The following is a 23248-nucleotide window of genomic DNA, read 5'->3' on the forward strand; positions in this document are numbered from 1 at the left end:
CATGATCCCTGTAGATGAAAACGCCCTGTACGCGCCGGTTGAGTGGCAGGATTGCAGCACCGGGTTTGACGATATCCGCTACCACAAAACCCCTGACGGCATCGCGAAAATCACGATCAACCGCCCGCAGGTACGTAACGCCTTCCGGCCGCAGACGGTGAAAGAGATGATGCGGGCGCTGGAGGATGCGCGCCATGACGACCGCATCGGTGCCATTATCCTCACCGGCGAGGGCGATCGCGCCTTCTGTTCCGGCGGTGACCAGAAAGTGCGTGGTGATTACGGCGGCTACCGCGATGAGGCGGGCACCCACCACCTCAACGTGCTCGATTTCCAGCGCCAGATCCGCACCTGCCCAAAGCCGGTGGTGGCGATGGTGGCGGGCTACGCGATTGGCGGCGGCCATGTGCTGCACATGATGTGTGATCTGACGCTAGCGGCGGAGAATGCCGTGTTCGGCCAGACCGGGCCGAAAGTCGGCTCGTTCGACGGCGGTTGGGGCGCGTCCTATATGGCGCGCATCGTTGGCCAGAAAAAGGCGCGCGAAATCTGGTTCCTCTGCCGCCAGTATGGCGCGGCCGAGGCGCTGGCGATGGGGCTGGTGAACCACGTCGTGCCGCTGGCGGCGCTGGAGCGTGAAACCGTGCGCTGGTGCCGGGAGATGCTGCAAAACAGCCCGATGGCGCTGCGCTGCCTGAAGGCGGCGCTGAATGCCGACTGTGACGGCCAGGCCGGGTTACAGGAGCTGGCAGGCAACGCCACCATGCTGTTCTACATGACGGAAGAGGGGCAGGAGGGGCGCAACGCCTTCAACCAGAAACGCGCGCCCGACTTCAGCAAATTTACCCGGAACCCATGATGCGCCGCGCGACCCTTTACCGTTACCAACTGCCGCTGGTGCCGGGCACCGTGCTGCGTGATCGGCGCGTCGCGGAGCGCGAGGGGCTGCTGGTGCAACTGCGCCACGGCGCAGCCGAAGGCTGGGGCGAAGTGGCCCCGCTGCCGGGCTTCAGCGCCGAAACCCTGGCAGAGGCACAGGCGGCGGTGCAGGCCGGTCTGCGGGTGTGGCAGGCGGGCGGTGGATTCAGCGGGAGCGGCGTGCCGTCGGCGGACTGGGGGCTGAGCATCGCGCTGGCTGAGCTTACCGGGACGCTGCCGGAGGCGGCGGATTTCACCACCGTGCCGCTGTGCCACGGCGACCCGGACGCGCTGTTTGCCCGGCTGGCGGGGCAGCCGCTGGCGAAGATGAAAGTCGGGCTGTATGAGGCAGTGCGGGACGGCATGCTGGTGCAGCTGCTGCTGGAGGCGCTGCCCGATCTGCACCTGCGGCTGGATGCCAACCGCAGCTGGACGCCGGAAAAAGCGCGCCAGTTCGCCCGTTATGTTGACCCGGCGCTGCGCGCGCGCATTGCGTTTCTGGAGGAGCCGTGCCGCACGCCGCAGGCCTCGCGCGCCTTTGCACAAGAGAGCGGCATCCCGACCGCCTGGGATGAAAGCGCGCGGGAAGCGGGGTTTCGCGTGCAGGCGGAACCGGGTGTGACGGCGCTGGTGGTCAAGCCGATGCTGCTGGGCAGCCTGGCGCAGGTGCAGGCACGCATCCGTGAGGCACAGGCGGCCGGGCTGGCGGTGGTGATCAGCTCGTCGGTGGAAAGCAGTCTGGGGCTGACGCAACTGGCACGGCTGGCCGCCTGGCTGACGCCCGGCAGTGCGACGGGGCTGGATACCCTGTCGCTGATGGCGGCCCAGCTGGTGCGCCCCTGGCCCGGCAGCGCGCTGCCGCTGCGGCCTGTTGCCGATCTGCAGGAGGTCTGGTCATGCTGAATGACTGGCCGTGGCAGCACTGGGCGAAACGGCGGCCCACACACCCGGCGTTGCGCGGCGAGGGGGCACACTATAGCTGGGCGGCGCTCGCCGCTGAACTTGACCGGCGCGCTGCGGCCTATCAGGCGCAGGGAGTGGAAGCCGGGTGCGGCGTGGCGCTGCGCGGCAAAAACAGCCTGGCGCTGCTGCTCGACTATCTGGCGCTGATCCAATGCGGCGCGCGGGTGCTGGTGCTCAACCCGCAACTGCCGCCTGCGCTGCTGGCGCAACTGTTGCCCGGGTTGACGCTCTCCTTCCTGCGTGACCACGCCGCGCCCGGGGTAACCGGCCTGCCGCCGCTTCAGCCGCCGGGTGCCGCGCCCGGCGGCTGCACAACGGTGGTGTTTCAGCCGTCGCGGCTGGCGACGCTGACCCTCACCTCCGGCTCCAGCGGGCTGCCGAAAGCAGCGGCGCACAGCATTGCGGCGCACCTCGCCAGCGCGGCGGGGGTGCTGGCGCTGATCCCGTTCCCGGCCGAAGCGTGCTGGCTGCTCTCGCTGCCGCTGTTCCACGTCTCCGGCCAGGGGATTGTCTGGCGCTGGCTGCGTGCCGGGGCCGCACTGGCGGTAGAGCCGCAGTTGCCGCTGGCGCAGGCGCTGGCGGGCTGTACCCACGCCTCATTGGTGCCGACCCAGCTCTGGCGGCTGCTGGAACAGGGCCAGGTGCCGGAAGCGTTGCATGCGGTGCTGCTGGGCGGCGCGGCGATCCCCCCGGCGCTCACCGCCCGCGCGGAGCAGGCGGGCATCCGCTGCTGGTGCGGCTACGGCATGACGGAGATGGCCTCTACCATCTGCGCCAAACGCGCCGATACGCACCCAGGCGTCGGGCAGCCGCTGGCGGGCTGTGAGATCAACATCGTTGAGGAAGAGGTGCTGATCCGCGCGCCGGGGCAGGCGGCGGGCTACTGGCGTGACGGTGAACTGCACCCGCTGGCGGATGAGGAGGGCTGGTACCACAGCCGTGACCGCGGGCTGATGGCAGCAGGGGAGTTGCAGATCCTCGGCCGCCTCGACAACCTTTTTTTCAGCGGCGGCGAGGGCATCCAGCCGGAGGCGATTGAGCAACTGCTGGCGCGCCACCCGCAGGTGGCGCAGGCGTTTGTGGTGCCGGTAGAGGATGCGCAGTTCGGCCACCGGCCGGTGGCAGTGCTGGAAGCCTCTGGCGCACTGCAACCGGCGCAGCTGACGCAGTGGCTGGCGGCGCAATTGCCGCGCTACCAGCTGCCGGTGGCTTACTACCCGCTGCCGGAGAGCCTGAAGCAGGGCGGCATTAAAATCCCGCGCAGCCGGGTGCAGCAGTGGGCCGCCGCCCAGCAATAAAAAAGGGCCGCATCCGCGGCCCTGTTGACGTCAATTCACTTATCTCACCAGGTTCAGCGCATCAACGATGCCCTGGCCATACTCCGGGTGCACCTTGAAGAAGAGATCGATCTGGCGCTGGCGGATGGCCTCCGGCACCTGTGCCAGTTCACCGGCGATGCGGGTAAACATCCGCTGGTGCTCTTCGTCGCTCAGCAGGTTATAGAGCGCGCGCGGCTGGCTGTAGTAGTCCTCATCTTCGCGGTGGTTCCAGTGGTCGGCTGCCCCTTCCAGCGACAGCGGCGGCTCGCTGTAGTCCGGCTGCTCCTGGAACAGGCCGAAGCTGTTCGGCTCATAGGTCGGGCCGTTGTTCCCGCCGTTGCCGTCCACGCGCATCGCGCCGTCGCGGTGGGTGTTATGGAACGGGCAGCGCGGCTGGTTCACCGGGATCTGGTGGTGGTTCACGCCCAGGCGGTAGCGGTGCGCATCGCCATAAGAGAACAAACGCCCCTGCAACATGCGGTCCGGCGAGAAGCCGATGCCCGGCACCACGTTGGCCGGGGTCATCGCCACCTGTTCCACTTCGGCGAAGTAGTTGTCCGGGTTGCGGTTCAGCTCAAACTCCCCGACCTCGATCAGCGGGTAGTCGGCGTGCGGCCACACTTTGGTCAGGTCAAACGGGTTGTACGGCACCTGGGAGGCCTCTTTCTCCGGCATGATCTGCACAAACATTGTCCAGCGCGGGAAGTTGCCGCTTTCCACTGCCTCAAACAGGTCACGCTGCGAGCTTTCACGGTCACGGCCGATCAGTTCGGCGGCTTCGTCATCCATCAGGTTTTCGATGCCCTGCTGGGTGCGGAAGTGGAACTTCACCCAGAAACGCTCGTTGTCGTGGTTGATAAAGCTGAAAGTGTGGCTGCCGAAACCGTGCATATGGCGGTAGGAGCGCGGCAGGCCGCGGTCGCTGAAGTCGATGGTCAGCTGGTGCAGCGCTTCCGGCAGGTGGGAGAAGAAGTCCCATTTGTAGACCGGGTTGCGCAGGTTGGTGCGCGGGTCACGTTTGACCACGTGGTTCAGGTCGGGGAATTTCAGCGGGTCGCGCAGGTAGAACACCGGCGTGTCGTTACCGACCAGGTCCCAGTTGCCCTCTTCGGTGTAGAAGCGCATCGAAAAGCCGCGGATGTCGCGCTCCGCATCGGCACCGCCGCGCTCACCGGCCACGGTGGAGAAGCGTACAAACATCTCGGTCTGCTTGCCAATCTCCGCAAACAATTTGGCGCGGGTGTAGCGGGTAATGTCATGGGTGACGGTGAAACGGCCATAGGCGGCGGAGCCTTTGGCGTGCATCCGGCGCTCCGGGATCACTTCGCGGTCAAAGTGCGCCAGCTTCTCCAGGAACCAGACATCCTGAAGCAGCATCGGCCCACGGCGGCCGGCGGTCATCACATTGTTATTGCTGACAACCGGGGCACCTGCTGCGGTGGTCATAAATTTTTTTGTCATTTTTTTATTCCTGCTGTGTGGGTCTATACCCGGCAACCTGCGGCCGGAAACGGAGAGATAAGCGGGGCGGTGTAGGGCCGTACCACTCTGCGCGCCTATCTTGGTGCGGATGTTGATCTGCGGCAAATCGTCCTCGGTTATTGCTGATATTGGTTATTTATTCAGTAGTTTGCAGCCACAACGTCTGTGGGTGTAATGCTGTTTACCTGCCGCTTTTATGCGCCAGCACACGGGTTTGGGCCGGGCGCTGGTTTACACTCCCTGCCGGGAACGTGCGTTAATTTTTTGATTGAGTGAACACAGGAACCAATGATGAAAAAAACAGGAATTGCCCTGGCCGCCGCGCTGCTGTTCAGCGCCGGGGCGGCGCAGGCGGTCAGCGTCAGCGGCCAGGCGGGCCAGCACTACACCAATCTCGGCGTAGGTTTCGGCACCTCGTCGCCGGGGCTGGTCACTACTCTGAACTGGGCGCACAGCGACAACGACGGCGACATCGCCGGGCTGGGGCTGGGCTTCAACCTGCCGCTGGGGCCGTTTATGGGCACTGTGGGCGGCAAAGCGCTCTACATGGGGCCGAAAGATGGCGATGAGGGCTACGCGCTGGCAGTGGGCGGCGGGCTGGAGCTGCCGCTGGGGCGCTATTTTGCCCTTTATGGTGACGGCTATTTCTCGCCGGATTCCCTCTCCAGCGGCATCAACGACTACACCGAGGCGAATGCCGGGGTGCGGCTGAACGTGATCCCGCTGGTCTCGGTGGACCTCGGCTACCGCTATATGGCGATGTCCGGCAAAGACGATCACCGCGATAACGTGGTGGCGGACGGCCCCTACATCGGCGCGAGCCTCAACTTTTGAATGCTCCCCCCCTCAAAGGCCGGATTTTCCGGCCTTTTTTATGGGCGCTGTAATGGCGGCGTGAACGGGTAAACATTGTATTCGGCGCGCAGGCTTCCTACTCTGTTAGTAAAAGAGGGTTAACAGACCAACTGTCAGGAGAGAGAGATGCTTAGGGTTGAGATGCTCAGTACCGGTGACGAAGTGCTGCATGGACAGATCACCGACACCAATGCCGCCTGGCTGGCGGATACGCTGTTCGAACAGGGGTTCCCGCTCAGCAGCCGTGAAACCGTGGGCGATGATCTGTCGTCGCTGGTGGCGGTGTTGCAGGAGCGCAGCCAGATTGCCGATGTGTTGATCGTCAACGGTGGCCTGGGGCCGACCAGCGACGACCTGAGCGCGCTGGCTGCCGCCACGGCCGCCGGGGTAGGGCTGGTGGAGCATGCCGGGTGGATCGCGCGCATGGAGGCCTTTTTTGCCGGGCGCGGGCGTGAGATGGCCCCGGCCAACCGCAAACAGGCGCAACTCCCGGCCAACGCCGAGATGCTGGACAACCCGGTCGGCACTGCCTGCGGCTTCAGCCTGCGCCTGAACCGCTGCTGGCTGTTCTTTACGCCGGGCGTGCCGTCCGAGTTCAAGGTGATGGTCCAGCAGCAGATCGTGCCGCGCCTGCGGCAACAGTACCCGCAGGCGGAGCCGCCGCTCTGCCTGCGCCTCACCACCTTCGGCCGCGGCGAAAGCGATCTCGCCTCCGAGCTGGAGGGGCTGGCGCTGCCGGAAGGGGTGGTGATGGGTTACCGCTCCTCCTCGCCGATTATTGAGCTGAAGCTCACCGGGCCGCGCACGCAGCAGGCGGCGATGCAGCAGGCGTGGGAGCGGGTGCGCGAGGTGGCGGGCGAAAGCACGTTGTTTGAGGGCACCGGCGGGCTGCCGTCGCGGCTGGCGGAGCAGATGCTGACCCAGGCGCTGCGCCTCTCACTGAGTGAGCAGTTCACCGCCGGGCTGCTCAGCTGGCGGCTGCAGGGCGGTGGGGTGCCGCTGGTCGCGGGCGAAGTGCGGCCGGAAAATGATGAGACGCTCGACGCGCTGCTCGGCCGGGCGCAGCAGCAGGCAGAACAGCAGGGCGCGCCGCTGGCGCTGGTGGTCGGCTCACTGCGGGAGGGCGAAATCAGCCTGGCGCTGCATACCCCGGCGGGCACGCGCGGCCAGACCCTGCGCTACAGCGCGAAACACCACAGCACGGTGCTGCAACAGGAGACCATCGCGATGGTGGCGATGGACATGCTGCGCCGCTACCTCAACGGCTGGCCGCCGGTGGGCCACTACCCCTGGATGACGCGGCTGGCGGAAGTCTGATCGCGCTATTTTTCACGGGCTGCGCCGGCGGCTGTTCCCGGCGCACCGGGCGATGTTTTATGATGTCGCTCTTTTCTTTTCACTCTGGCTGTATGGAAACCTGATGCGTCACCTTGCTGCACTTTTGTCTGTCTCTCTTTTGCTCACCGGCTGTAGCAGTAAACCCAAACCGGCTGACCTTAACGCCCAGCCGCCGCAGGCGAATAACGGTTTCCTGCTGGAGCCGGCCCACAACTACCACCCGCTGACCGGGGATTTTGCCGACAACCCGGCCACTGAACGCTTTATCGACAAAATGGTGCGCGAGCACGGGTTTGACCGCCAGCAACTGCACGACGTGCTGGCGCAGACCAAACAGCTCGATTATGTGCTGCGGCTGATGAACCAGCAGGCACCGACGCCCGGCCAGCGCCCCAGCGGCCCGAACGGGGCGTGGCTGCGCTACAGCAAAAAATTCATCACGCCGGACAACGTGCAGAACGGCGTGGTGTTCTGGAACCAGCATGAGCAGGCGCTGCGCCGCGCCTATGCCACCTACGGCGTGCCGCCGGAGATCATCGTCGGCATCATCGGCGTGGAGACGCGCTGGGGCCGGGTGATGGGGAAAACGCGGATCATCGATGCGCTGGCGACGCTGGCCTTCGCCTACCCGCGCCGCGCCGAGTATTTTGCCGGTGAGCTGGAAACCTTCCTGCTGATGGCGCGCAGCGAAGGGGATGACCCGCTCTCCCTGCGCGGCTCCTTTGCCGGGGCGATGGGTTACGGCCAGTTTATGCCGTCTTCCTTCAAAGATTACGCGGTGGATTTCAACGGCGACGGGCACGTCAACCTGTGGGACCCGGAAGATGCCATCGGCAGCGTGGCCAACTACTTCCAGGCGCACGGCTGGGTGAAGGATCAGACGGTGGCCGTACCGGCCAGCGGGCAGGCACCGCTGATGCAGCAGGGCTTCTCCACCAAATACACCGTGGGCGCGCTGAGTGCCGCCGGGCTGCGGCCGTTAAGCCCGCTGGCGGATGAGCAGCAGGTGAGCCTGCTGCGGCTGGATGTCGGCACCGGTTACCAGTACTGGTACGGGCTGCCGAACTTCTACGTCATCACCCGCTATAACCACAGCACCCACTACGCCATGGCGGTGTGGCAGCTGGGCGTCGCGGTAAGCCGGGCGCGGTAAAACGGCAATAAAAAAACGGGCTGAAAATTCAGCCCGTTTTTTATGTGCGGCGATCAGATGTCGATCTCAATATCTTCCTGCGGCAGGCAGCAGCAGGGCAGAATCTCTCCCTGCTGGATAAAAGCCAGCGGTGCCTGGTGGTAGCTGACGCTGCCTTTCAGCAGCCGCACGCGGCACGCGCCGCAGTAGCCCTCGCGGCACTGGTACTCCACCTCAAGCTGGTGGGTCTCCAGCAGCTCCAGCAGGCACCGGTGTTCCGGTGCGCACGGGAGCTGCGCGCCGCTGCTGCGCAGCAGGATGATGTGGCCGCCGCGCGTCAGGGAATCGCCGGCCATATCAGAGCTGGAAGTCGCTCAGGTCGTCCGCGTTGACTTCAGAGTCAATCTGGCCGACCAGGTAAGAGCTGACTTCCACTTCCTGCGGTGCCACCTGCACGTTGTCCGACACCAGCCAGCTGTTGATCCACGGGATCGGATTGGAGCGGGTTTTGAACGGCAGATCCAGCCCCACCGCCTGCATACGGATGTTGGTGATGTACTCCACATACTGGCAGAGGATGTCTTTGTTCAGGCCGATCATCGAGCCGTCACGGAACAGGTATTCCGCCCACTCTTTCTCCTGCTGCGCCGCCAGCACAAACAGGTCATAGCTCTGCTGCTGGCACTCTTTGGCGATCTCCGCCATCTCCGGGTCATCCGCGCCGGAGCGCATCAGGTTGATGATGTGCTGGGTGCCGGTGAGGTGCAGCGCCTCGTCACGCGCAATCAGGCGGATGATTTTGGCGTTGCCTTCCATCAGCTCGCGCTCGGCGAAGGCGAAGGAGCAGGCGAAGCTGACGTAGAAGCGGATCGCTTCCAGCGCGTTGACGCTCATCACGCAGAGGTAGAGCTTCTTCTTCAGCTCATGCAGGCTCACCTCAACGGTTTCGCCGTTGATCTGGTGGGTGCCTTCGCCCAGCAGGTTGTAGTAACCGCTCAGGGCGATCAGCTCATCGTAGTAACTGGAGATGTCCTTGGCGCGCTTCAGGATCTCTTCGTTGGTGACGATGTCATCAAACACCAGCGCCGGATCGTTAACGATGTTGCGGATGATGTGGGTGTAAGAGCGCGAGTGGATGGTCTCTGAGAAAGACCAGGTCTCGATCCAGGTCTCCAGCTCCGGGATGGAGATCAGCGGCAGCAGCGCCACGTTCGGGCTGCGCCCCTGGATGGAGTCCAGCAGCGTCTGGTACTTCAGGTTGCTGAGGAAGATGTGCTTCTCATGCTCCGGCAGCGCCTGGAAGTCGATGCGGTCGCGCGAGACGTCCACCTCTTCCGGCCGCCAGAAGAAGGAGAGCTGCTTCTCGATCAGCTTTTCGAAGATCGCGTGTTTCTGCTGGTCAAAGCGGGCAACGTTGACCGGCTGGCCGAAGAACATCGGCTCCAGCAGCTGGTTGTTTTTGGTCTGGGAAAACGTGGTATAGGCCATAATGCAAATCCTGTCTGTCAGCCGGGGCCGGGCATCTGCCCGGCCCCGCCGTGTTAAATCTTGCAGGCGCCGCTTTCGCAGCCGTCATCCTGGATCGACGGGGCCAGGTCGTCCTGGGCATCTTCCGCGCCGTCACGGGTGTTTTGGTAGTAGAGCGTTTTCACGCCGAACTTATAGGCAGTGAGCAGATCTTTCAGCAGCTGCTTCATCGGCACCTTGTTGCCCGCGAAACGCGACGGGTCGTAGTTGGTGTTGGAGGAGATTGCCTGATCGATGAACTTCTGCATCACACCCACCAGTTGCAGGTAGCCGTCGTTGTTCGGCATCTCCCACAGCAGTTCGTAGGCGTCTTTCAGGCGCTCGTACTCCGGCACCACCTGGCGCAGGATGCCGTCTTTCGACTGCTTGATGCTGACGTGGCCGCGCGGCGGCTCAATGCCGTTGGTGGCGTTGGAGATCTGCGACGAGGTCTCGGACGGCATCAGGGCGGAGAGCGTGGAGTTACGCAGGCCGAACTCTTTGATGTCGGTACGCAGACGGTCCCAGTCGAGGTGCAGCGGCTCGCTGCAGATCGCGTCCAGGTCACGCTTGTAGGTGTCCACCGGCATGATGCCCTGCGCATAAGTGGTTTCGTTGAACCACGGGCAGGCACCTTGCTCTTTCGCCAGCTCGTTCGAGGCTTTCAGCAGGTAGTACTGGATCGCCTCAAAGGTGCGGTGCGTCAGGTTGTTGGCGCTGCCGTCGGAGTAGCGCACGCCGTTTTTCGCCAGGTAGTAGGCGTAGTTGATCACGCCGATACCCAGGGTACGGCGGCCCATTGCGCCGCGTTTGGCGGCCGGGATCGGGTAGTCCTGGTAGTCGAGCAGCGCGTCGAGCGCACGCACGGCCAGCGTCGCCAGCTCTTCCAGGTCGTCCAGGCTCTCAATCGCGCCCAGGTTGAAGGCGGAGAGGGTGCACAGGGCGATTTCGCCGTTCTCGTCGTTGACGTCTTCCAGCGGTTTGGTCGGCAGCGCAATCTCCAGGCAGAGGTTGGACTGGCGCACCGGGGCGATGGCCGGGTCAAACGGGCTGTGGGTGTTACAGTGGTCAACGTTCTGGATGTAGATACGGCCGGTGGAGGCGCGCTCCTGCATCATCAGGGAGAAGAGCTCCACCGCTTTGATGCGCTGCTTGCGGATGCTCTCATCCTGCTCATATTTGGTGTACAGGCGCTCAAATTCATCCTGATCGGCGAAGAAGGCGTCATACAGCCCCGGCACGTCAGACGGGCTGAACAGGGTGATGTCTTCGTTTTTCACCAGACGCTGATACATCAGCTTGTTGAGCTGCACGCCGTAGTCCATGTGGCGCACGCGGTTGCCTTCGACGCCGCGGTTGTTTTTCAGCACCAGCAGGCTTTCCACTTCCAGGTGCCACATCGGGTAGAACAGGGTCGCGGCCCCGCCGCGCACGCCGCCCTGCGAGCAGGATTTCACCGCCGTCTGGAAGTGCTTGTAGAACGGGATACAGCCGGTGTGGAAGGCCTCGCCACCGCGGATCGGGCTGCCCAGCGCACGGATGCGCCCGGCGTTGATGCCGATGCCGGCGCGCTGGGAGACATACTTCACAATGGCGCTGGAGGTGGCGTTGATGGAGTCGAGGCTGTCGCCGCACTCAATCAGCACGCAGGAGCTGAACTGACGGGTCGGGGTACGCACGCCGGACATGATCGGGGTCGGCAGTGAGATCTTGAAGGTCGAGATCGCGTCGTAGAAGCGCTTGATGTAGTCCAGGCGCGTCTCACGCGGGTAGTTGGAGAACAGGCACGCCGCCACCAGGATGTAGAGGAACTGGGCGCTCTCGTAGATCTCACCGGTGACGCGGTTCTGCACCAGGTATTTGCCTTCCAGCTGCTTCACGGCAGCGTAGGAGAAGCTCATGTCGCGCCAGTGGTCGATAAAGCTGTCCATCTGCTCGAACTCTTCAGTGGTGTAGTCTTCCAGCAGATGTTTATCGTACTTGCCCATGTCGATCATGCGGCTGACGTGGTCAAGCAGTTTTGGCGGCTCAAACTGGCCGTAGGCTTTCTTGCGCAGGTGGAAGATCGCCAGGCGGGCAGCCAGGTACTGGTAATCCGGCGCGTCACGGGAGATCAGGTCCGCAGCGGCCTTGATGATGGTTTCATGGATGTCGGCGGTTTTGATGCCGTCATAAAACTGGATGTGGGAACGCAGTTCTACCTGGGAAACGGAGACGTTTTGCAGACCTTCCGCGGCCCAGTCAATGACACGGTGGATTTTATCAAGATTGATGCGTTCTTTGCGGCCATCACGTTTAGTAACAAGCAGACTCTGGTTCATGGGGTGCGTACCTTAAAGGTTTATAAACGGCCAGTGCCGCACCGCGCAGCACAGTGCGCAGCAGCAAACGAAGTATAGGCAGTTGGTCAGGATATAAACACAATATATTGTGGGTGTCGTCAGTTCGGCTAACAAGATAGTGACACTTCAGAGAATTGACAAGGGGACAAAACGGCAGGAGATTGTGGATAACTTGGGGGTTAAAATGTGAAGCAGCGGTGAAACGCCCAGCAGCGCTGGCGTGGCTGCGCTGTCAATATCTCCGATAGGAAATTCTTATATTTTTTCAAAACTTGATCGACTGCTGATTTATTAAACGTTAGAAAAAATCGCTATATTGATGGAGTTTACTATTCTAAAAAACCGTATTTCGCGGTTGTGCTGCGCCAAATGCTTAAATATAAAGATTTATTCATCAAGGCCGCCCGCCAGGCTGCGGTAATTCTTAAAAAAGCGCTGGCGGCGCGGCGTTAACTGTGGCAGAGGCCGGTCAGACCGGCGCAGGGTACTGGGTGTGGACCATGTAGTTGACGTCAACATTCGGCGCCAGCTTGAAGTGGTTGGTCAGCGGGTTGTAGTGCAGCCCGATGATATGCCGCTCCACCAGCGGGGTGTGGTCAACCCAGTGCAGCAGCTCAGACGGCTTGATGAACTTTTTGAAGTCATGCGTGCCTTTCGGCACCATATTCAGCACATACTCTGCGCCGACAATCGCCATCAGCCAGGCTTTGTTGTTGCGGTTCAGGGTGGAGAAGAAGACATGGCCGCCCGGTTTCACCAGCTTCGCGCAGGCGATCACCACCGAGGCCGGGTCCGGCACGTGCTCCAGCATCTCCATGCAGGTCACCACGTCATACTGCTGCGGGTGCGCCTCAGCGTGCGCCTCCACCGTCTCCTGCACGTAGTCGAGCGTGACGCCCGCCTCCAGCGCATGCAGGCGCGCCACCTGCAACGGCTCCGCGCCCATGTCCAGCCCGGTCACCACCGCGCCCTCGCGCGCCATGCTTTCGGCCAGGATGCCGCCGCCGCAGCCGACGTCCAGCACCTTCTTGCCGAAAATGCCGTCGGCGCGGGTGGTAATGTAGTTCAGGCGCAGCGGGTTGATGCGGTGCAGCGGCTTGAATTCCCCTTCCAGATCCCACCAGCGGGAGGCCACTGCCTCAAATTTGGCGATCTCATTCTGATCAACGTTTTGCGGCGCAGCGGCCTGTGCAGAGTGCTGTTCATTCATCGGCTTTATTACTCCTTAACCTTCAATATCCCGGATTATACATGTTACGGCGGCGCGGCGGCAGATTTGTGGCCCGCCCCCTGCGCGGAAAGGCATGAAATCCGGGGCGATAATGGTACGGTTGTTTCCCACGAATGGGCGGTTTGTGGTATAGTTTTACACCTTTGCCTATCCACAGGCAGCGGGCAGATGAACCATTCAGTAGAGGGATAGCAGCTCCATGAGCGACCTTGCCAGAGAAATCACACCGGTCAACATCGAAGAAGAGCTCAAGAGCTCGTATCTGGATTACGCCATGTCCGTTATCGTCGGGCGTGCGCTTCCGGATGTGCGCGATGGGTTGAAACCGGTGCACCGCCGCGTACTGTACGCAATGAATGTTCTGGGTAACGACTGGAATAAAGCCTATAAGAAATCGGCCCGTGTGGTCGGTGACGTCATCGGTAAATACCACCCGCATGGCGACACTGCGGTCTATGACACCATCGTCCGTATGGCGCAGCCGTTCTCGCTGCGCTACATGCTGGTTGACGGCCAGGGCAACTTCGGCTCCATCGACGGCGACTCCGCCGCGGCGATGCGTTACACCGAAGTGCGCATGTCGAAGATTGCCCATGAATTGCTGGCGGATCTCGAAAAAGAGACGGTCGACTTCGTCCCGAACTATGACGGCACCGAGCAGATCCCAGCCGTCATGCCGACCAAAATCCCCAACCTGCTGGTCAACGGCGCGTCCGGGATCGCCGTGGGCATGGCGACCAACATCCCGCCGCACAACCTGTCAGAAGTGATTAACGGCTGCCTGGCCTACATCGACGATGAGAACATCAGCATTGAAGGGCTGATGGAGCACATCCCGGGGCCGGACTTCCCGACCGCCGCCATCATCAACGGCCGCCGCGGCATTGAAGAGGCGTACCGCACCGGGCGCGGCAAAATCTACATCCGCGCGCGCGCGGAAGTGGAAGCGGATGCCAAAACCGGCCGCGAAACCATTATCGTTCACGAGATCCCATACCAGGTGAATAAGGCGCGGCTGATCGAGAAGATCGCCGAGCTGGTGAAAGAGAAGCGCGTGGAAGGCATCAGCGCGCTGCGTGACGAGTCTGACAAAGACGGGATGCGCATCGTCATCGAGATCAAACGTGACGCCGTCGGGGAAGTGGTGCTGAACAACCTCTACTCCCTGACCCAGCTTCAGGTCTCGTTCGGCATCAACATGGTGGCCCTGCACCAGGGGCAGCCGAAGATCCTCGGCCTCAAAGACATCCTGGCCGCGTTTGTGCGCCACCGCCGTGAAGTGGTGACGCGCCGTACCATCTTCGAGCTGCGCAAAGCGCGCGACCGCGCCCACATCCTGGAAGCGCTGGCGATTGCGCTGGCCAACATCGACCCGATCATTGAGCTGATCCGCCAGGCACCGTCACCGGCCGAGGCGAAAGCCGCGCTGGTGGCCCACGCCTGGGCGCTGGGCAACGTCTCTGAGATGCTGGCCCGTGCCGGTGACAATGCCGCCCGCCCGGAGTGGCTGGAGCCGGAGTTCGGCATCCGTGACGGCAAATACTACCTGACCGAGCAGCAGGCGCAGGCGATCCTGGATCTGCGCCTGCAAAAACTCACCGGTCTGGAGCATGAGAAGCTGCTGGATGAGTACAAAGAGCTGCTCAACCAGATTGCGGAACTGATCTTTATCCTGGAAAACCCTGACCGGCTGATGGAAGTCATCCGCGAAGAGCTGACGGCGATCAAAGAGCAGTACAACGACGCGCGCCGTACCGAAATCACCGCCAATACCGCGGACATCAACATCGAAGACCTGATCAGCCAGGAAGATGTGGTGGTGACCCTGTCCCACCAGGGGTATGTGAAGTACCAGCCGCTGACCGACTATGAAGCCCAGCGCCGCGGCGGGAAAGGCAAGTCTGCCGCCCGCATCAAGGAAGAGGACTTCATCGACCGGCTGCTGGTGGCGAACACCCACGACACCATCCTCTGCTTCTCCAGCCGGGGCCGCCTCTACTGGATGAAGGTCTACCAGCTGCCGGAAGCGAGCCGCGGCGCGCGTGGCCGCCCGATCGTCAACCTGCTGCCGCTGGAGCCAAACGAGCGCATCACGGCGATCCTGCCGGTGCGCGAGTATGAAGAGGGGCGTTACGTCTTTATGGCCACCGCCAGCGGTACCGTGAAGAAGACCGAACTCACCGAGTTCAGCCGCCCACGCAGTGCGGGCATCATCGCGGTGAACCTGAACGAGGGCGACGAGCTGATTGGCGTCGACCTGACCGACGGCAGCAACGAAGTGATGCTGTTCTCCGCCGCCGGGAAAGTGGTGCGCTTCAACGAGAGCGCCGTGCGTAAAATGGGCCGTACCGCGGCCGGTGTGCGCGGCATCCGCCTGGCCGAAGGCGACAGCGTGGTGTCACTGATTGTGCCGCGCGGCGAGGGGGACATCCTCACCGTGACGCAGAACGGTTTCGGCAAGCGTACCGCGGCCGCTGAGTACCCGACCAAATCCCGTGCGACGCAGGGCGTGATCTCCATCAAGGTCAGCGAGCGTAACGGGCCGGTAGTCGGCGCGGTGCAGGTGGATACCAGCGACCAGATCATGATGATCACCGATGCCGGCACGCTGGTGCGTACCCGCGTCTCGGAAGTCAGCATCGTCGGCCGTAACACCCAGGGCGTCACGTTGATCCGCACTGCGGAAGATGAAAACGTGGTGGGCCTGCAGCGTGTGGCGGAGCCGGTGGAAGACGAAGAGCTGGACGGCGTGGTCGCCGTGGAAGGCGAACTGCCGGTCGAGGAAGAGGAGCCGGACGAGGCTGACCTCGACGAGGCGGACGACGCGGAAGAGGGCGACGACGCCTGATTGCGTGCGTAAACCGGGCGGCGGAGCCTCTCTCCCCGCCCACGCTTCCTGAAGCCAGCCTGCGGGCTGGCTTTTTTATGGCGGATCGGTAGTGTATTCTGTTCGCTGCCTGCCCTGAATGGCCTGACACATGATTATGGTATCCGATTGAAATATCTGGCTTCGTTCCGCACAACGCTGAAAATTTCCCGTTACTTGTTCCGGGTGCTGGCCATTATGCTCTGGTCGCTGGGCGCGTTGTTGACCACCTTTTACATCCTGAATATTTTCCACGAAAAAGAGACGCAGATCCGGCAGGAGTACTACCTCAATTACGACCAGGCCCAGAGTTACTTCCGCCACTCGGCGGACATCATGCGGGACATCCGCTACATGGCGGAGAACCGCCTCAGCGGCACCGTCAACGGGCTGGACATCCTGAACGGCGTCTTCGCCGGGAAAACCAACCAGCCGCGCATCTACCCGCTGTTCAGTGATTCCGACTGCGCCCAGCTCAACGGCGATTACCGCAGCTCGCTCCAGTCCCTGAGCAACACCGTCCATTACTGGAAAGATAACTTCTCCGCCGCCTATGACCTGAACCGGGTGTTCTTCATCGGCGGCGACAGCCTCTGCATGGCCGATTTCAACATCAATAACAACACCCGGCCAATCGACCACGAAAACGTGCTGAAGTCGCTGCATGAGCGCATCCTGAAATTCCGCAACGCCAAGAACAAAGAGAAAGACAACAACCTCTACTGGGTCAGCCCCGGCCCGCGTGCCGATGTCGGCTACCTCTATGTGCTGGCACCGATCTACGTCGGCAACAAACTCGAGGCGCTGATCGGCATTGAGCAGATCCTGCGGCTGGAAGATTTCTCCAGCCCGAGCGCGCTGCCGATTGGCGTTACCCTGCTGGGGCCGTCCAACGAACCTTTGCTGCGTTTCAGCGAAGGGGAGCGCTACATCTCGATGCTGGGCCGCTACCCGGACGCCGCCAGCTACTTCGGTTATGTGAACGGCTATAACGACCTGATCATGAAGAAGAGCCTGCAGCCGTCGTCGCTGAGCATCGTCTACTCGCTGCCGGTGCGCACCCTGCTGGACAGGTTCAAGATCCTGATCCTCAACGCGTTCCTGCTCAATATCTTCTCGGCGATCCTGCTGTTCACCCTGGCATGGCTGTTTGAGCGCAAAATGTTCTTCCCGGCGGAGGAGAACGCCTTCCGGCTGGAGGAGAACGAGCAGTTCAACCATAAGATTGTCGCCTCTGCCCCGGTGGGCATCTCGATCCTGCGCATCAGCGACGGCGTGAACATCCTGAGTAACGAGCTGGCGCACAACTACATCAACATGCTGACCCACGAGGACCGCCAGCGCATCACGCGCATCATCTGCGACCAGCAGGTCAACTTCGTGGATGTGATCACCAGCAATAACAACAACCTGCAACTGAGCTTCGTCCACTCCCGCTACCGTAATGAGGATGTGGCGATCTGCGTGCTGGTGGACGTCAGCGCGCGCGTGAAGATGGAGGAGTCACTGCAGGAGATGGCCAACGCCGCCGAGCAGGCGAGCCAGTCGAAATCGATGTTCCTGGCCACCGTCAGCCACGAGCTGCGCACCCCGCTTTACGGCATCATCGGTAACCTCGACCTGTTGCAGACCAAGTCGCTGCCGGAAGGGGTTGACCGTCTGGTCACGGCGATGAACAACTCCTCCGGCCTGCTGCTGAAGATCATCAGCGACATCCTCGACTTCTCGAAGATTGAGTCTGAGCAGCTGAAAATTGAGCCGCGCGAGTTCTCCTGCCGCGAAGTGCTGACCCACATTGCCGGCAACTACCTGCCGCTGGTGGTGAAAAAGCGCCTCGGCCTCTACTGCTTTATTGAGCACGATGTGCCGGAGTTCCTCTCCGGTGACCCGGTGCGGCTGCAGCAGGTGCTCTCCAACATCCTTAATAACGCCATTAAATTCACCGACACCGGCTGCATCGTGTTGCACGCCTGCACCCGGGATAACTACCTTGAGTTCCGCGTGCGCGACACCGGCGTCGGCATCCCGGCGAAAGAGATCCCGCGGCTGTTTGATCCCTTCTTCCAGGTCGGTACCGGCGTGCAGCGCCACTTCCAGGGCACCGGGCTGGGGCTGGCGATCTGCGAGAAGCTGATTAACCTGATGGACGGCGACATCGCCGTAGAATCGGAGCCGGGGCTGGGCAGTCTGTTCACCGTGCGCCTGCCGATGTATGACGTCCGGCCCGCCACCCCGCCGGACAGCACCCTGTGGCAGGGCAAACGGATCATCCTCTCGGTGCGCAATGCGCGGCTTGAGGACTATCTGGAGCCGATGCTGGCGCAGCACGGGGCAGAGGTGGTGCGCTACCAGCCGGGGATGATTACCCGCGAGTGCGACATCCTGCTCACGGACTATGCGCTGAACCACCCGCTTTCGCTGCTGGCGCAGATTGAGTTCTCGCTGGAGCACATCGGCCCGCCGGTGGAGACCCGCCCCGGCTACTGGCTGCACAGCACCTCGACGCCGCTGGAACTGACCAGCCTGTTCAACCGCCTCTACCAGCTGGAGGAGGACAACGCGCGCGCGATGCTGCAATTGCCGGTGGTCAACACCGAAGCGCAGCAGGCGAACCATGAGATCCAGCTGCTGGTGGTGGATGACCACCCGATTAACCGCCGCCTGCTGGCTGACCAGCTCGGCTCGCTGGGCTACCAGATCCTCACCGCCAACGACGGGCTGGACGCGCTGGAAGTGATGCGCTGCAACACCATCGACATCGTGCTGACGGACGTCAACATGCCGAAGATGGACGGCTACCGCCTGACCCAGCGGCTGCGGCAGATGGACTACATCCGCCCGGTGATTGGCGTTACGGCCAATGCGCTGGCCGAGGAGAAGCAGCGCTGTATCGAGGCGGGCATGGACAACTGCCTCTCCAAACCAGTGACCCTCGACACCCTGCGCACCACGCTGGCCTACTACAGCGCCCGCACCCGCCAGATCCGCCAGGCGGAGCAGCGCGCCCGCGAGCGCGCCGAACGCGAAGCCACGGAGGCGGCGGAGCAGGGCGGTGACGCGCCGGTGTGACGCACACAGACAGCCATAAAAAAGCGCCCCCAGGGGCGCTTTTTACCGTTAAGCCTTTTCTTATAGAAAAAATTTTATTTTATAAATCTTCTTTAGAAGAAAACTCTTGCCGAAATTGATGGCCATTTTTTAAGCATGTAATTCAATATAACTTTATTTTCTCTTAGATTATAATCTGGAACAGGAGGTGGGGCTAAATCAGTAACTCCTTCAACACCAATAAAACTTTCTCTTCCTCGCAGTGAATGTTTTTTACCTTTATAAAAGGCGAAATATTTTACATCTACAGGATCAACGCCGCCAACGCATCCTATAGTATAAGCAAATAAAACCACCTTATCTTCACTGCTAAATAAATCAACAACTTCAAAAGAGGGGAGTGCTAACTCAATTGAGGAATCAACATTACATTCTCCAACATAATCTTTTAATGACCATAGTTTTCTTTTTCCTGAATCCTCTATTGCCTCGACATTTATTTTGTCATAAAGGACGGAAATTTCTACTGTGTAAGCACGTTGTTCTTTACCTGTCCACTGCAAAATATAATTTGAAGCGGGTTCGTAAGAATATGCATTAATACTTAACATAAGAAAAGATAAAAATGCTAAATGTGGTAATATAATTTTTTTTCTTTTCATTAGAATAATCCTTTTTTAAACTATTTTAAAGGTTAATTTGCATACTCTCTAAGGTGAAAAGTAACTATCAAAATAAGATAGAGATTCGCATAGAAGCTTATCAAGTTTTTCAGTTTTATTTGTTGTGATATTAGCTGTGAATTTTAATGGCTTGATGAGTTTTTTTGTCGGTAATGAGAAAACACTCATGATATCACCTTCCATCTCCAATGAAAGCATACCATCAAAACCATGATCAATATTTTCATCATTATATTCTTCTAAAATACTCTGAACTTTAGATATAGATTTCTCATTACCAGATAAGGCGTTTTCCACTAAATCTTTCCCCAACCCTTCGGGAATTAAATTAGTATAGGCAATATCTATTCCATTCCCCATTCTCATCTTCCAGCACTGTCGGTTATTGATAAAATCAGCGTGTTCATTCCTATAATTTGAGAATATTTTTTTGCTTTCATCGTCGCTCCAAATAAACACAATATATCCACGCTCCCCAGCATGAGATGAAGCGCTCAATAATAATATTAAATATAAAAACTTTAAAACGTTCATGATTATCTGTCCTTAATAGTTTTTTTGGTTTTTCCTTTTTCTTCCCTGGTGTATTCAGTGCCAAAATGTCTATTTAGTTCAACAATATCATATATATCTAATTTTTTATTAAAGTCAGGTTCATAAATAGTAGGTATATAAAACCCTACAAATTTTTTTGTTGTATCTGATTGCAGCATGAAATTGATTGAATCATTTTGATTACCCCCTAACACGATAATTTCATTAGTTATGACATCTTTTCCATAAACAAATGCCACATGACCATTTTCTCCTTTTTTCCATATTGCTAATGAGCCATATACCGGGTTTTTTATTTTTTTAAAATTACTATCTTTTTCTGTAAATGAATTGGATCCAGCATAATTATTAGATCTTACTCGTATGCTAAAGTAAAGGCAATAATTTACGAAAGATGCGCACCATGGAGTGTTGGATAAATCTCTTTTTGTTTTAGGACTTAATAGTTTATGGAAGTTATCACTAATTTTTGATTCGTTTATCCCTCCCCATTTTCTAGCCTCTTCAATTGCAATTTCCATCCATGGTGCTTCTTTCTGAATTAATGGAATAAATGCTTGCCCTGTTGCTTTACTTTTTCCTCCTTTGGATTCTATATTTTCAACTGTTTTGGGAATCGAAGTTTTTTTAGACTTTAATTCTATTTCATTTTTAGATGGATAAGAGGGCACTGGATATGATTTTCCTTTTTCTACCCAAGGCTGTTGCTCACTTAGATCAACGCTTATTGTTTTTCTTCCATAAATAAAGATTTTTTCACCAGGATAGATTTTATTAACATCTTTAAAGTTGTTAATTGACGTGATTTCAGCAACACTGACATCAAAGCGTTTTGATATTTTTTCTAGCGTATCTCCTGACTGGATGATATAGGAGATGGTGTTCGGTTCACTTTTTTCTCTCGGTTTTGGTGGATCATTAAGTAACGTATTTGCTTTATATTCTAAAAAATTTTTTTTCAAAAGTAAGTTTTTTGTTCGGTTTCCTGCAGTGGCAGAGTAGACAGTTGATTCTTTTCCTGATGGTTCTTTTACTTTTACTTCAATTCTCATCCCTTCATTAATGTGCACAATAGGAGGGAGTTCCCCACATTCGTTCGTAACCCATTCATAAGTACAAGTACCTATCGTTACTTTGAATGGATGATTAGAAATAGGGCGAGAACCATCACTTACAATGATGTTTGTTGTGTAAACCCATTTTTCTTTTCCTGGTCTTCCATTTCCCTCTTTTATTTGAATAGCGTTCATGACTTTCTTGAAAGTGGCTTCGTCCATTTCGCCAATTTTTTTATCTCGTGAGGTTCCGCTGTGCTTTATTATATGCTCTGAATATTCTTTAGTATTATTTCCATCCTCTTCTGGTGCGTATTTCTTTATCATCTCATCGATGGTAAAGTTACCATACTTATTTTTGAGCAACAATTTTTTTGCATTTACACCATCTTCGTAACTGGCAAAGATAGCGAAGTCATGCTTATTAGGATTATATACTGTACCAATGCCAATTCTTCCTGGTTGCTTCCTAATATCTTTAGCTGCTTGTAAATTTCCTGGATTATTAAATCGCCAGCTTAAGTCGCCTCCACTACGTAACAATCGGGTTCCATCAGCAGCCTCATATTCTACTGTTTTAATATCTTGATGATTGGTTGCTTTTATGAATTTAATGTTTTTCATTTTTTTCAATAATTATTATTTGAATGCTATAGATGATATGCTATCAAGCAAAACAGGTGTCATATGATAACCCGTTTGCGCCAAAAACAATCTTCCGGTAATACTGACATGTTTATTCATGAACTGGCGATAACGTTCATATTCCTTCTCTCCCATAATTAATTGGATATTTTTCCCCCATTCATTTTGAGAGTTATTTGCTTCAATGACGCAGGTAAAAGGTTTATCTAATGTTAAAATCCAATAGGTTAATTTCTTATCATGCTCGGGCTCTTCTCCCCATCCAGGGGGGCCATAAAAAAATTCTTTTTTTAATTGTCCTGTTACATTGACCTTATCTCCCTCCTTGAAGCAGCTAGCATAAGAAAGTGAATATGATAAGAGCATAATCAAAAACAAAAAAACGCTTATCACGATATTTTTCATCTTTCATTCCTCTGGGATGAAACCTATTACTCTTTTAATGATTTTCTTAGGTAATGCATTAACATTATCACTATGGTCTATTTTCCTTATATATGGATCACTGTCTGCATTATAAATATCAGATTCTTCTAGCTCTAACTCTAACTCTAATTCTGTGCTAGAAAAATCTTCTTCAATTACTAACTCCTTCATATTCCATGTTTCAGTTCCCAGTGTTAGCGTTAATTCATCTGCTTCTTCTGTTTGTACTCTTGGGATTCTTCCAGATTGTTCTAATATTCCCGACGCCATGATATCGCCTGAACTGTTTCTAATAACATATGGTTGATTAATAAGCCATTTCATTGTTTCAATGGCGCTGTCAGCGCCATAAAAAGCAAACCTTAAGCTATGCTCCCCTGGTTCAAGTGTTGGAAATGCTGGCATAGTTGGTTTTATACTTGCTTTAGTTTTACGTCCGTAATACCCGGCTTTGATGACATAGTCCCCGGCCGTGGCCGACTCAATGCTGTTCTCGTCCAGGGTGATATAACTGCCGCCGCCGTTAATCGTTATCCGCTTTTTCGCCGTGATTTTTATTTCATCTTCGGTGCTGGTAATGGTGAGGCCTTTTTTCGCCAGCAGCGTCAGTTCATCATTCTGGGCCTGCAGCTCCACCGGCCCCTGGTTGGCGATAAGCCGGATACCCAGTTTGCGCACAAACACACTCAGCGCCTGACCTACGCCGATAAAGAGCTTTTTCGCCACGCTGATATCGGCGTTGTTTCCGGCGGTGGCGATAAGGTTCTGGTTGGCTGACAATTGCAGGTGCTCCCCGCTGGCCAGGGCCGCGCCCTGCGGGGCGTGCATCAGCAGCACCGCCTGTTTCAGTGCATCCAGGCTCTGTTGCAGCAGCGCGATTTGCG

General features: G+C 57.7%; 18 protein-coding genes. 8 read left to right on the plus strand and 10 right to left on the minus strand.

Annotation, left to right across the window (positions count from 1 at the left end; all coding sequences use genetic code 11):
• Position 1 precedes the first annotated feature (1 nt).
• Genes menB through menE form a run of 3 tightly spaced genes read left to right on the plus strand, consistent with a single transcriptional unit; the run spans position 2 to position 3179 of the window.
• Positions 2–859, plus strand: a complete 858-nt coding sequence (menB, locus tag CYR32_RS12450; RefSeq protein WP_101824804.1) for a 1,4-dihydroxy-2-naphthoyl-CoA synthase — start codon at positions 2–4, stop codon at positions 857–859.
• Complete coding sequence (gene menC / locus CYR32_RS12455; RefSeq protein WP_101824806.1) at positions 859–1821, plus strand: o-succinylbenzoate synthase; 963 nt, start codon at positions 859–861, stop codon at positions 1819–1821. The genes menB and menC overlap by 1 nt, the downstream gene beginning before the upstream one ends.
• Positions 1809–3179 carry an o-succinylbenzoate--CoA ligase gene (menE, locus tag CYR32_RS12460; protein WP_101824808.1) on the plus strand — a complete coding sequence of 457 codons (1371 nt, stop codon included), beginning with the start codon at positions 1809–1811 and terminating at the stop codon, positions 3177–3179. Before menC ends, menE begins: the two co-directional genes overlap by 13 nt.
• Before the next feature lie 39 nt (positions 3180–3218).
• On the opposite strand, the gene katA is transcribed toward menE, so the two are convergent.
• On the minus strand, positions 3219–4661 hold the full coding sequence (katA, locus tag CYR32_RS12465; RefSeq protein WP_101824809.1) for a catalase KatA: 1443 nt from the start codon (positions 4659–4661) through the stop codon (positions 3219–3221).
• A gap of 312 nt (positions 4662–4973) precedes the next feature.
• Between katA and CYR32_RS12470 the strand changes: the two genes are divergently transcribed.
• From CYR32_RS12470 to mltB, 3 genes are all read left to right on the plus strand, one after another.
• Positions 4974–5516, plus strand: a complete 543-nt coding sequence (locus CYR32_RS12470) for a YfaZ family outer membrane protein (RefSeq protein WP_101824811.1) — start codon at positions 4974–4976, stop codon at positions 5514–5516.
• A 147-nt stretch (positions 5517–5663) separates the two neighbouring features.
• Positions 5664–6854 carry a nicotinamide mononucleotide deamidase-related protein YfaY gene (locus tag CYR32_RS12475; RefSeq protein ID WP_101824812.1) on the plus strand — a complete coding sequence of 397 codons (1191 nt, stop codon included), beginning with the start codon at positions 5664–5666 and terminating at the stop codon, positions 6852–6854.
• A gap of 103 nt (positions 6855–6957) precedes the next feature.
• Positions 6958–8028 carry a lytic murein transglycosylase B gene (mltB, locus tag CYR32_RS12480; RefSeq protein ID WP_101824839.1) on the plus strand — a complete coding sequence of 357 codons (1071 nt, stop codon included), beginning with the start codon at positions 6958–6960 and terminating at the stop codon, positions 8026–8028.
• Positions 8029–8081: 53 nt separating this feature from the next.
• Here the strand turns inward: mltB and yfaE are convergent, their stop codons facing one another.
• The 4 genes from yfaE to ubiG form a co-directional block, all read right to left on the minus strand.
• The gene (gene yfaE / locus CYR32_RS12485) at positions 8082–8363 is read right to left on the minus strand and encodes a class I ribonucleotide reductase maintenance protein YfaE (RefSeq protein ID WP_101824814.1); all 282 of its coding nucleotides are present in this window, start codon (positions 8361–8363) and stop codon (positions 8082–8084) included.
• Between the two features lies 1 nt (position 8364).
• The gene (gene nrdB, locus CYR32_RS12490) at positions 8365–9495 is read right to left on the minus strand and encodes a class Ia ribonucleoside-diphosphate reductase subunit beta (RefSeq protein ID WP_101824816.1); all 1131 of its coding nucleotides are present in this window, start codon (positions 9493–9495) and stop codon (positions 8365–8367) included.
• Between the two features lie 53 nt (positions 9496–9548).
• Entirely contained in the window at positions 9549–11834 is a 2286-nt protein-coding gene (gene nrdA / locus CYR32_RS12495; RefSeq protein ID WP_101824818.1) for a class 1a ribonucleoside-diphosphate reductase subunit alpha, read from the minus strand.
• Positions 11835–12324: 490 nt separating this feature from the next.
• Entirely contained in the window at positions 12325–13065 is a 741-nt protein-coding gene (gene ubiG / locus CYR32_RS12500; protein WP_101824819.1) for a bifunctional 2-polyprenyl-6-hydroxyphenol methylase/3-demethylubiquinol 3-O-methyltransferase UbiG, read from the minus strand.
• A 220-nt stretch (positions 13066–13285) separates the two neighbouring features.
• Here ubiG and gyrA point away from each other — a divergent pair, with 220 nt between their 5' ends.
• Together gyrA and rcsC are read left to right on the plus strand one after the other, a co-directional pair.
• The gene (gyrA, locus tag CYR32_RS12505; RefSeq protein WP_101824820.1) at positions 13286–15934 is read left to right on the plus strand and encodes a DNA topoisomerase (ATP-hydrolyzing) subunit A; all 2649 of its coding nucleotides are present in this window, start codon (positions 13286–13288) and stop codon (positions 15932–15934) included.
• A gap of 147 nt (positions 15935–16081) precedes the next feature.
• Positions 16082–19021, plus strand: a complete 2940-nt coding sequence (gene rcsC, locus CYR32_RS12510) for a two-component system sensor histidine kinase RcsC (protein WP_101824821.1) — start codon at positions 16082–16084, stop codon at positions 19019–19021.
• Positions 19022–19113: 92 nt separating this feature from the next.
• Here rcsC and CYR32_RS21435 read toward each other — a convergent pair whose 3' ends face one another.
• From CYR32_RS21435 to CYR32_RS12530, 5 genes are all read right to left on the minus strand, one after another.
• Positions 19114–19662, minus strand: coding sequence for a M949_RS01915 family surface polysaccharide biosynthesis protein (locus tag CYR32_RS21435; RefSeq protein ID WP_146000695.1), 549 nt, complete (start codon positions 19660–19662; stop codon positions 19114–19116).
• A gap of 48 nt (positions 19663–19710) precedes the next feature.
• A complete protein-coding gene (locus CYR32_RS12515; RefSeq protein WP_101824822.1) occupies positions 19711–20217 on the minus strand; it encodes a hypothetical protein in 507 nt (168 codons plus the stop codon).
• 2 nt (positions 20218–20219) lie between these two features.
• Positions 20220–21917, minus strand: a complete 1698-nt coding sequence (locus CYR32_RS12520; protein ID WP_101824824.1) for a TIGR02594 family protein — start codon at positions 21915–21917, stop codon at positions 20220–20222.
• Positions 21918–21932: 15 nt separating this feature from the next.
• Positions 21933–22343, minus strand: coding sequence for a DUF4431 domain-containing protein (locus tag CYR32_RS12525; protein WP_101824825.1), 411 nt, complete (start codon positions 22341–22343; stop codon positions 21933–21935).
• Between the two features lie 3 nt (positions 22344–22346).
• Positions 22347–23248: DUF2345 domain-containing protein (locus CYR32_RS12530; protein ID WP_146000696.1), on the minus strand; the 902-nt coding region annotated here is incomplete at its 5' end.

This window comes from Chimaeribacter coloradensis (genome assembly GCF_002858715.1).
Taxonomy (GTDB): domain Bacteria; phylum Pseudomonadota; class Gammaproteobacteria; order Enterobacterales; family Enterobacteriaceae; genus Chimaeribacter; species Chimaeribacter coloradensis.

Coding starts and splice junctions, on each gene's coding strand:
- menB (WP_101824804.1), top strand. CDS start 2: ATGATCCCTGTAGATGAAAACGCCCTGTACGCGCCGGTTGAGTGGCAG.
- menC (WP_101824806.1), top strand. CDS start 859: ATGCGCCGCGCGACCCTTTACCGTTACCAACTGCCGCTGGTGCCGGGC.
- katA (WP_101824809.1), bottom strand. CDS start 4,661: ATGACAAAAAAATTTATGACCACCGCAGCAGGTGCCCCGGTTGTCAGC.
- CYR32_RS12470 (WP_101824811.1), top strand. CDS start 4,974: ATGAAAAAAACAGGAATTGCCCTGGCCGCCGCGCTGCTGTTCAGCGCC.
- CYR32_RS12475 (WP_101824812.1), top strand. CDS start 5,664: ATGCTTAGGGTTGAGATGCTCAGTACCGGTGACGAAGTGCTGCATGGA.
- mltB (WP_101824839.1), top strand. CDS start 6,958: ATGCGTCACCTTGCTGCACTTTTGTCTGTCTCTCTTTTGCTCACCGGC.
- yfaE (WP_101824814.1), bottom strand. CDS start 8,363: ATGGCCGGCGATTCCCTGACGCGCGGCGGCCACATCATCCTGCTGCGC.
- nrdB (WP_101824816.1), bottom strand. CDS start 9,495: ATGGCCTATACCACGTTTTCCCAGACCAAAAACAACCAGCTGCTGGAG.
- nrdA (WP_101824818.1), bottom strand. CDS start 11,834: ATGAACCAGAGTCTGCTTGTTACTAAACGTGATGGCCGCAAAGAACGC.
- ubiG (WP_101824819.1), bottom strand. CDS start 13,065: ATGAATGAACAGCACTCTGCACAGGCCGCTGCGCCGCAAAACGTTGAT.
- gyrA (WP_101824820.1), top strand. CDS start 13,286: ATGAGCGACCTTGCCAGAGAAATCACACCGGTCAACATCGAAGAAGAG.
- CYR32_RS21435 (WP_146000695.1), bottom strand. CDS start 19,662: ATGAAAAGAAAAAAAATTATATTACCACATTTAGCATTTTTATCTTTT.
- CYR32_RS12515 (WP_101824822.1), bottom strand. CDS start 20,217: ATGAACGTTTTAAAGTTTTTATATTTAATATTATTATTGAGCGCTTCA.
- CYR32_RS12520 (WP_101824824.1), bottom strand. CDS start 21,917: ATGAAAAACATTAAATTCATAAAAGCAACCAATCATCAAGATATTAAA.
- CYR32_RS12525 (WP_101824825.1), bottom strand. CDS start 22,343: ATGAAAAATATCGTGATAAGCGTTTTTTTGTTTTTGATTATGCTCTTA.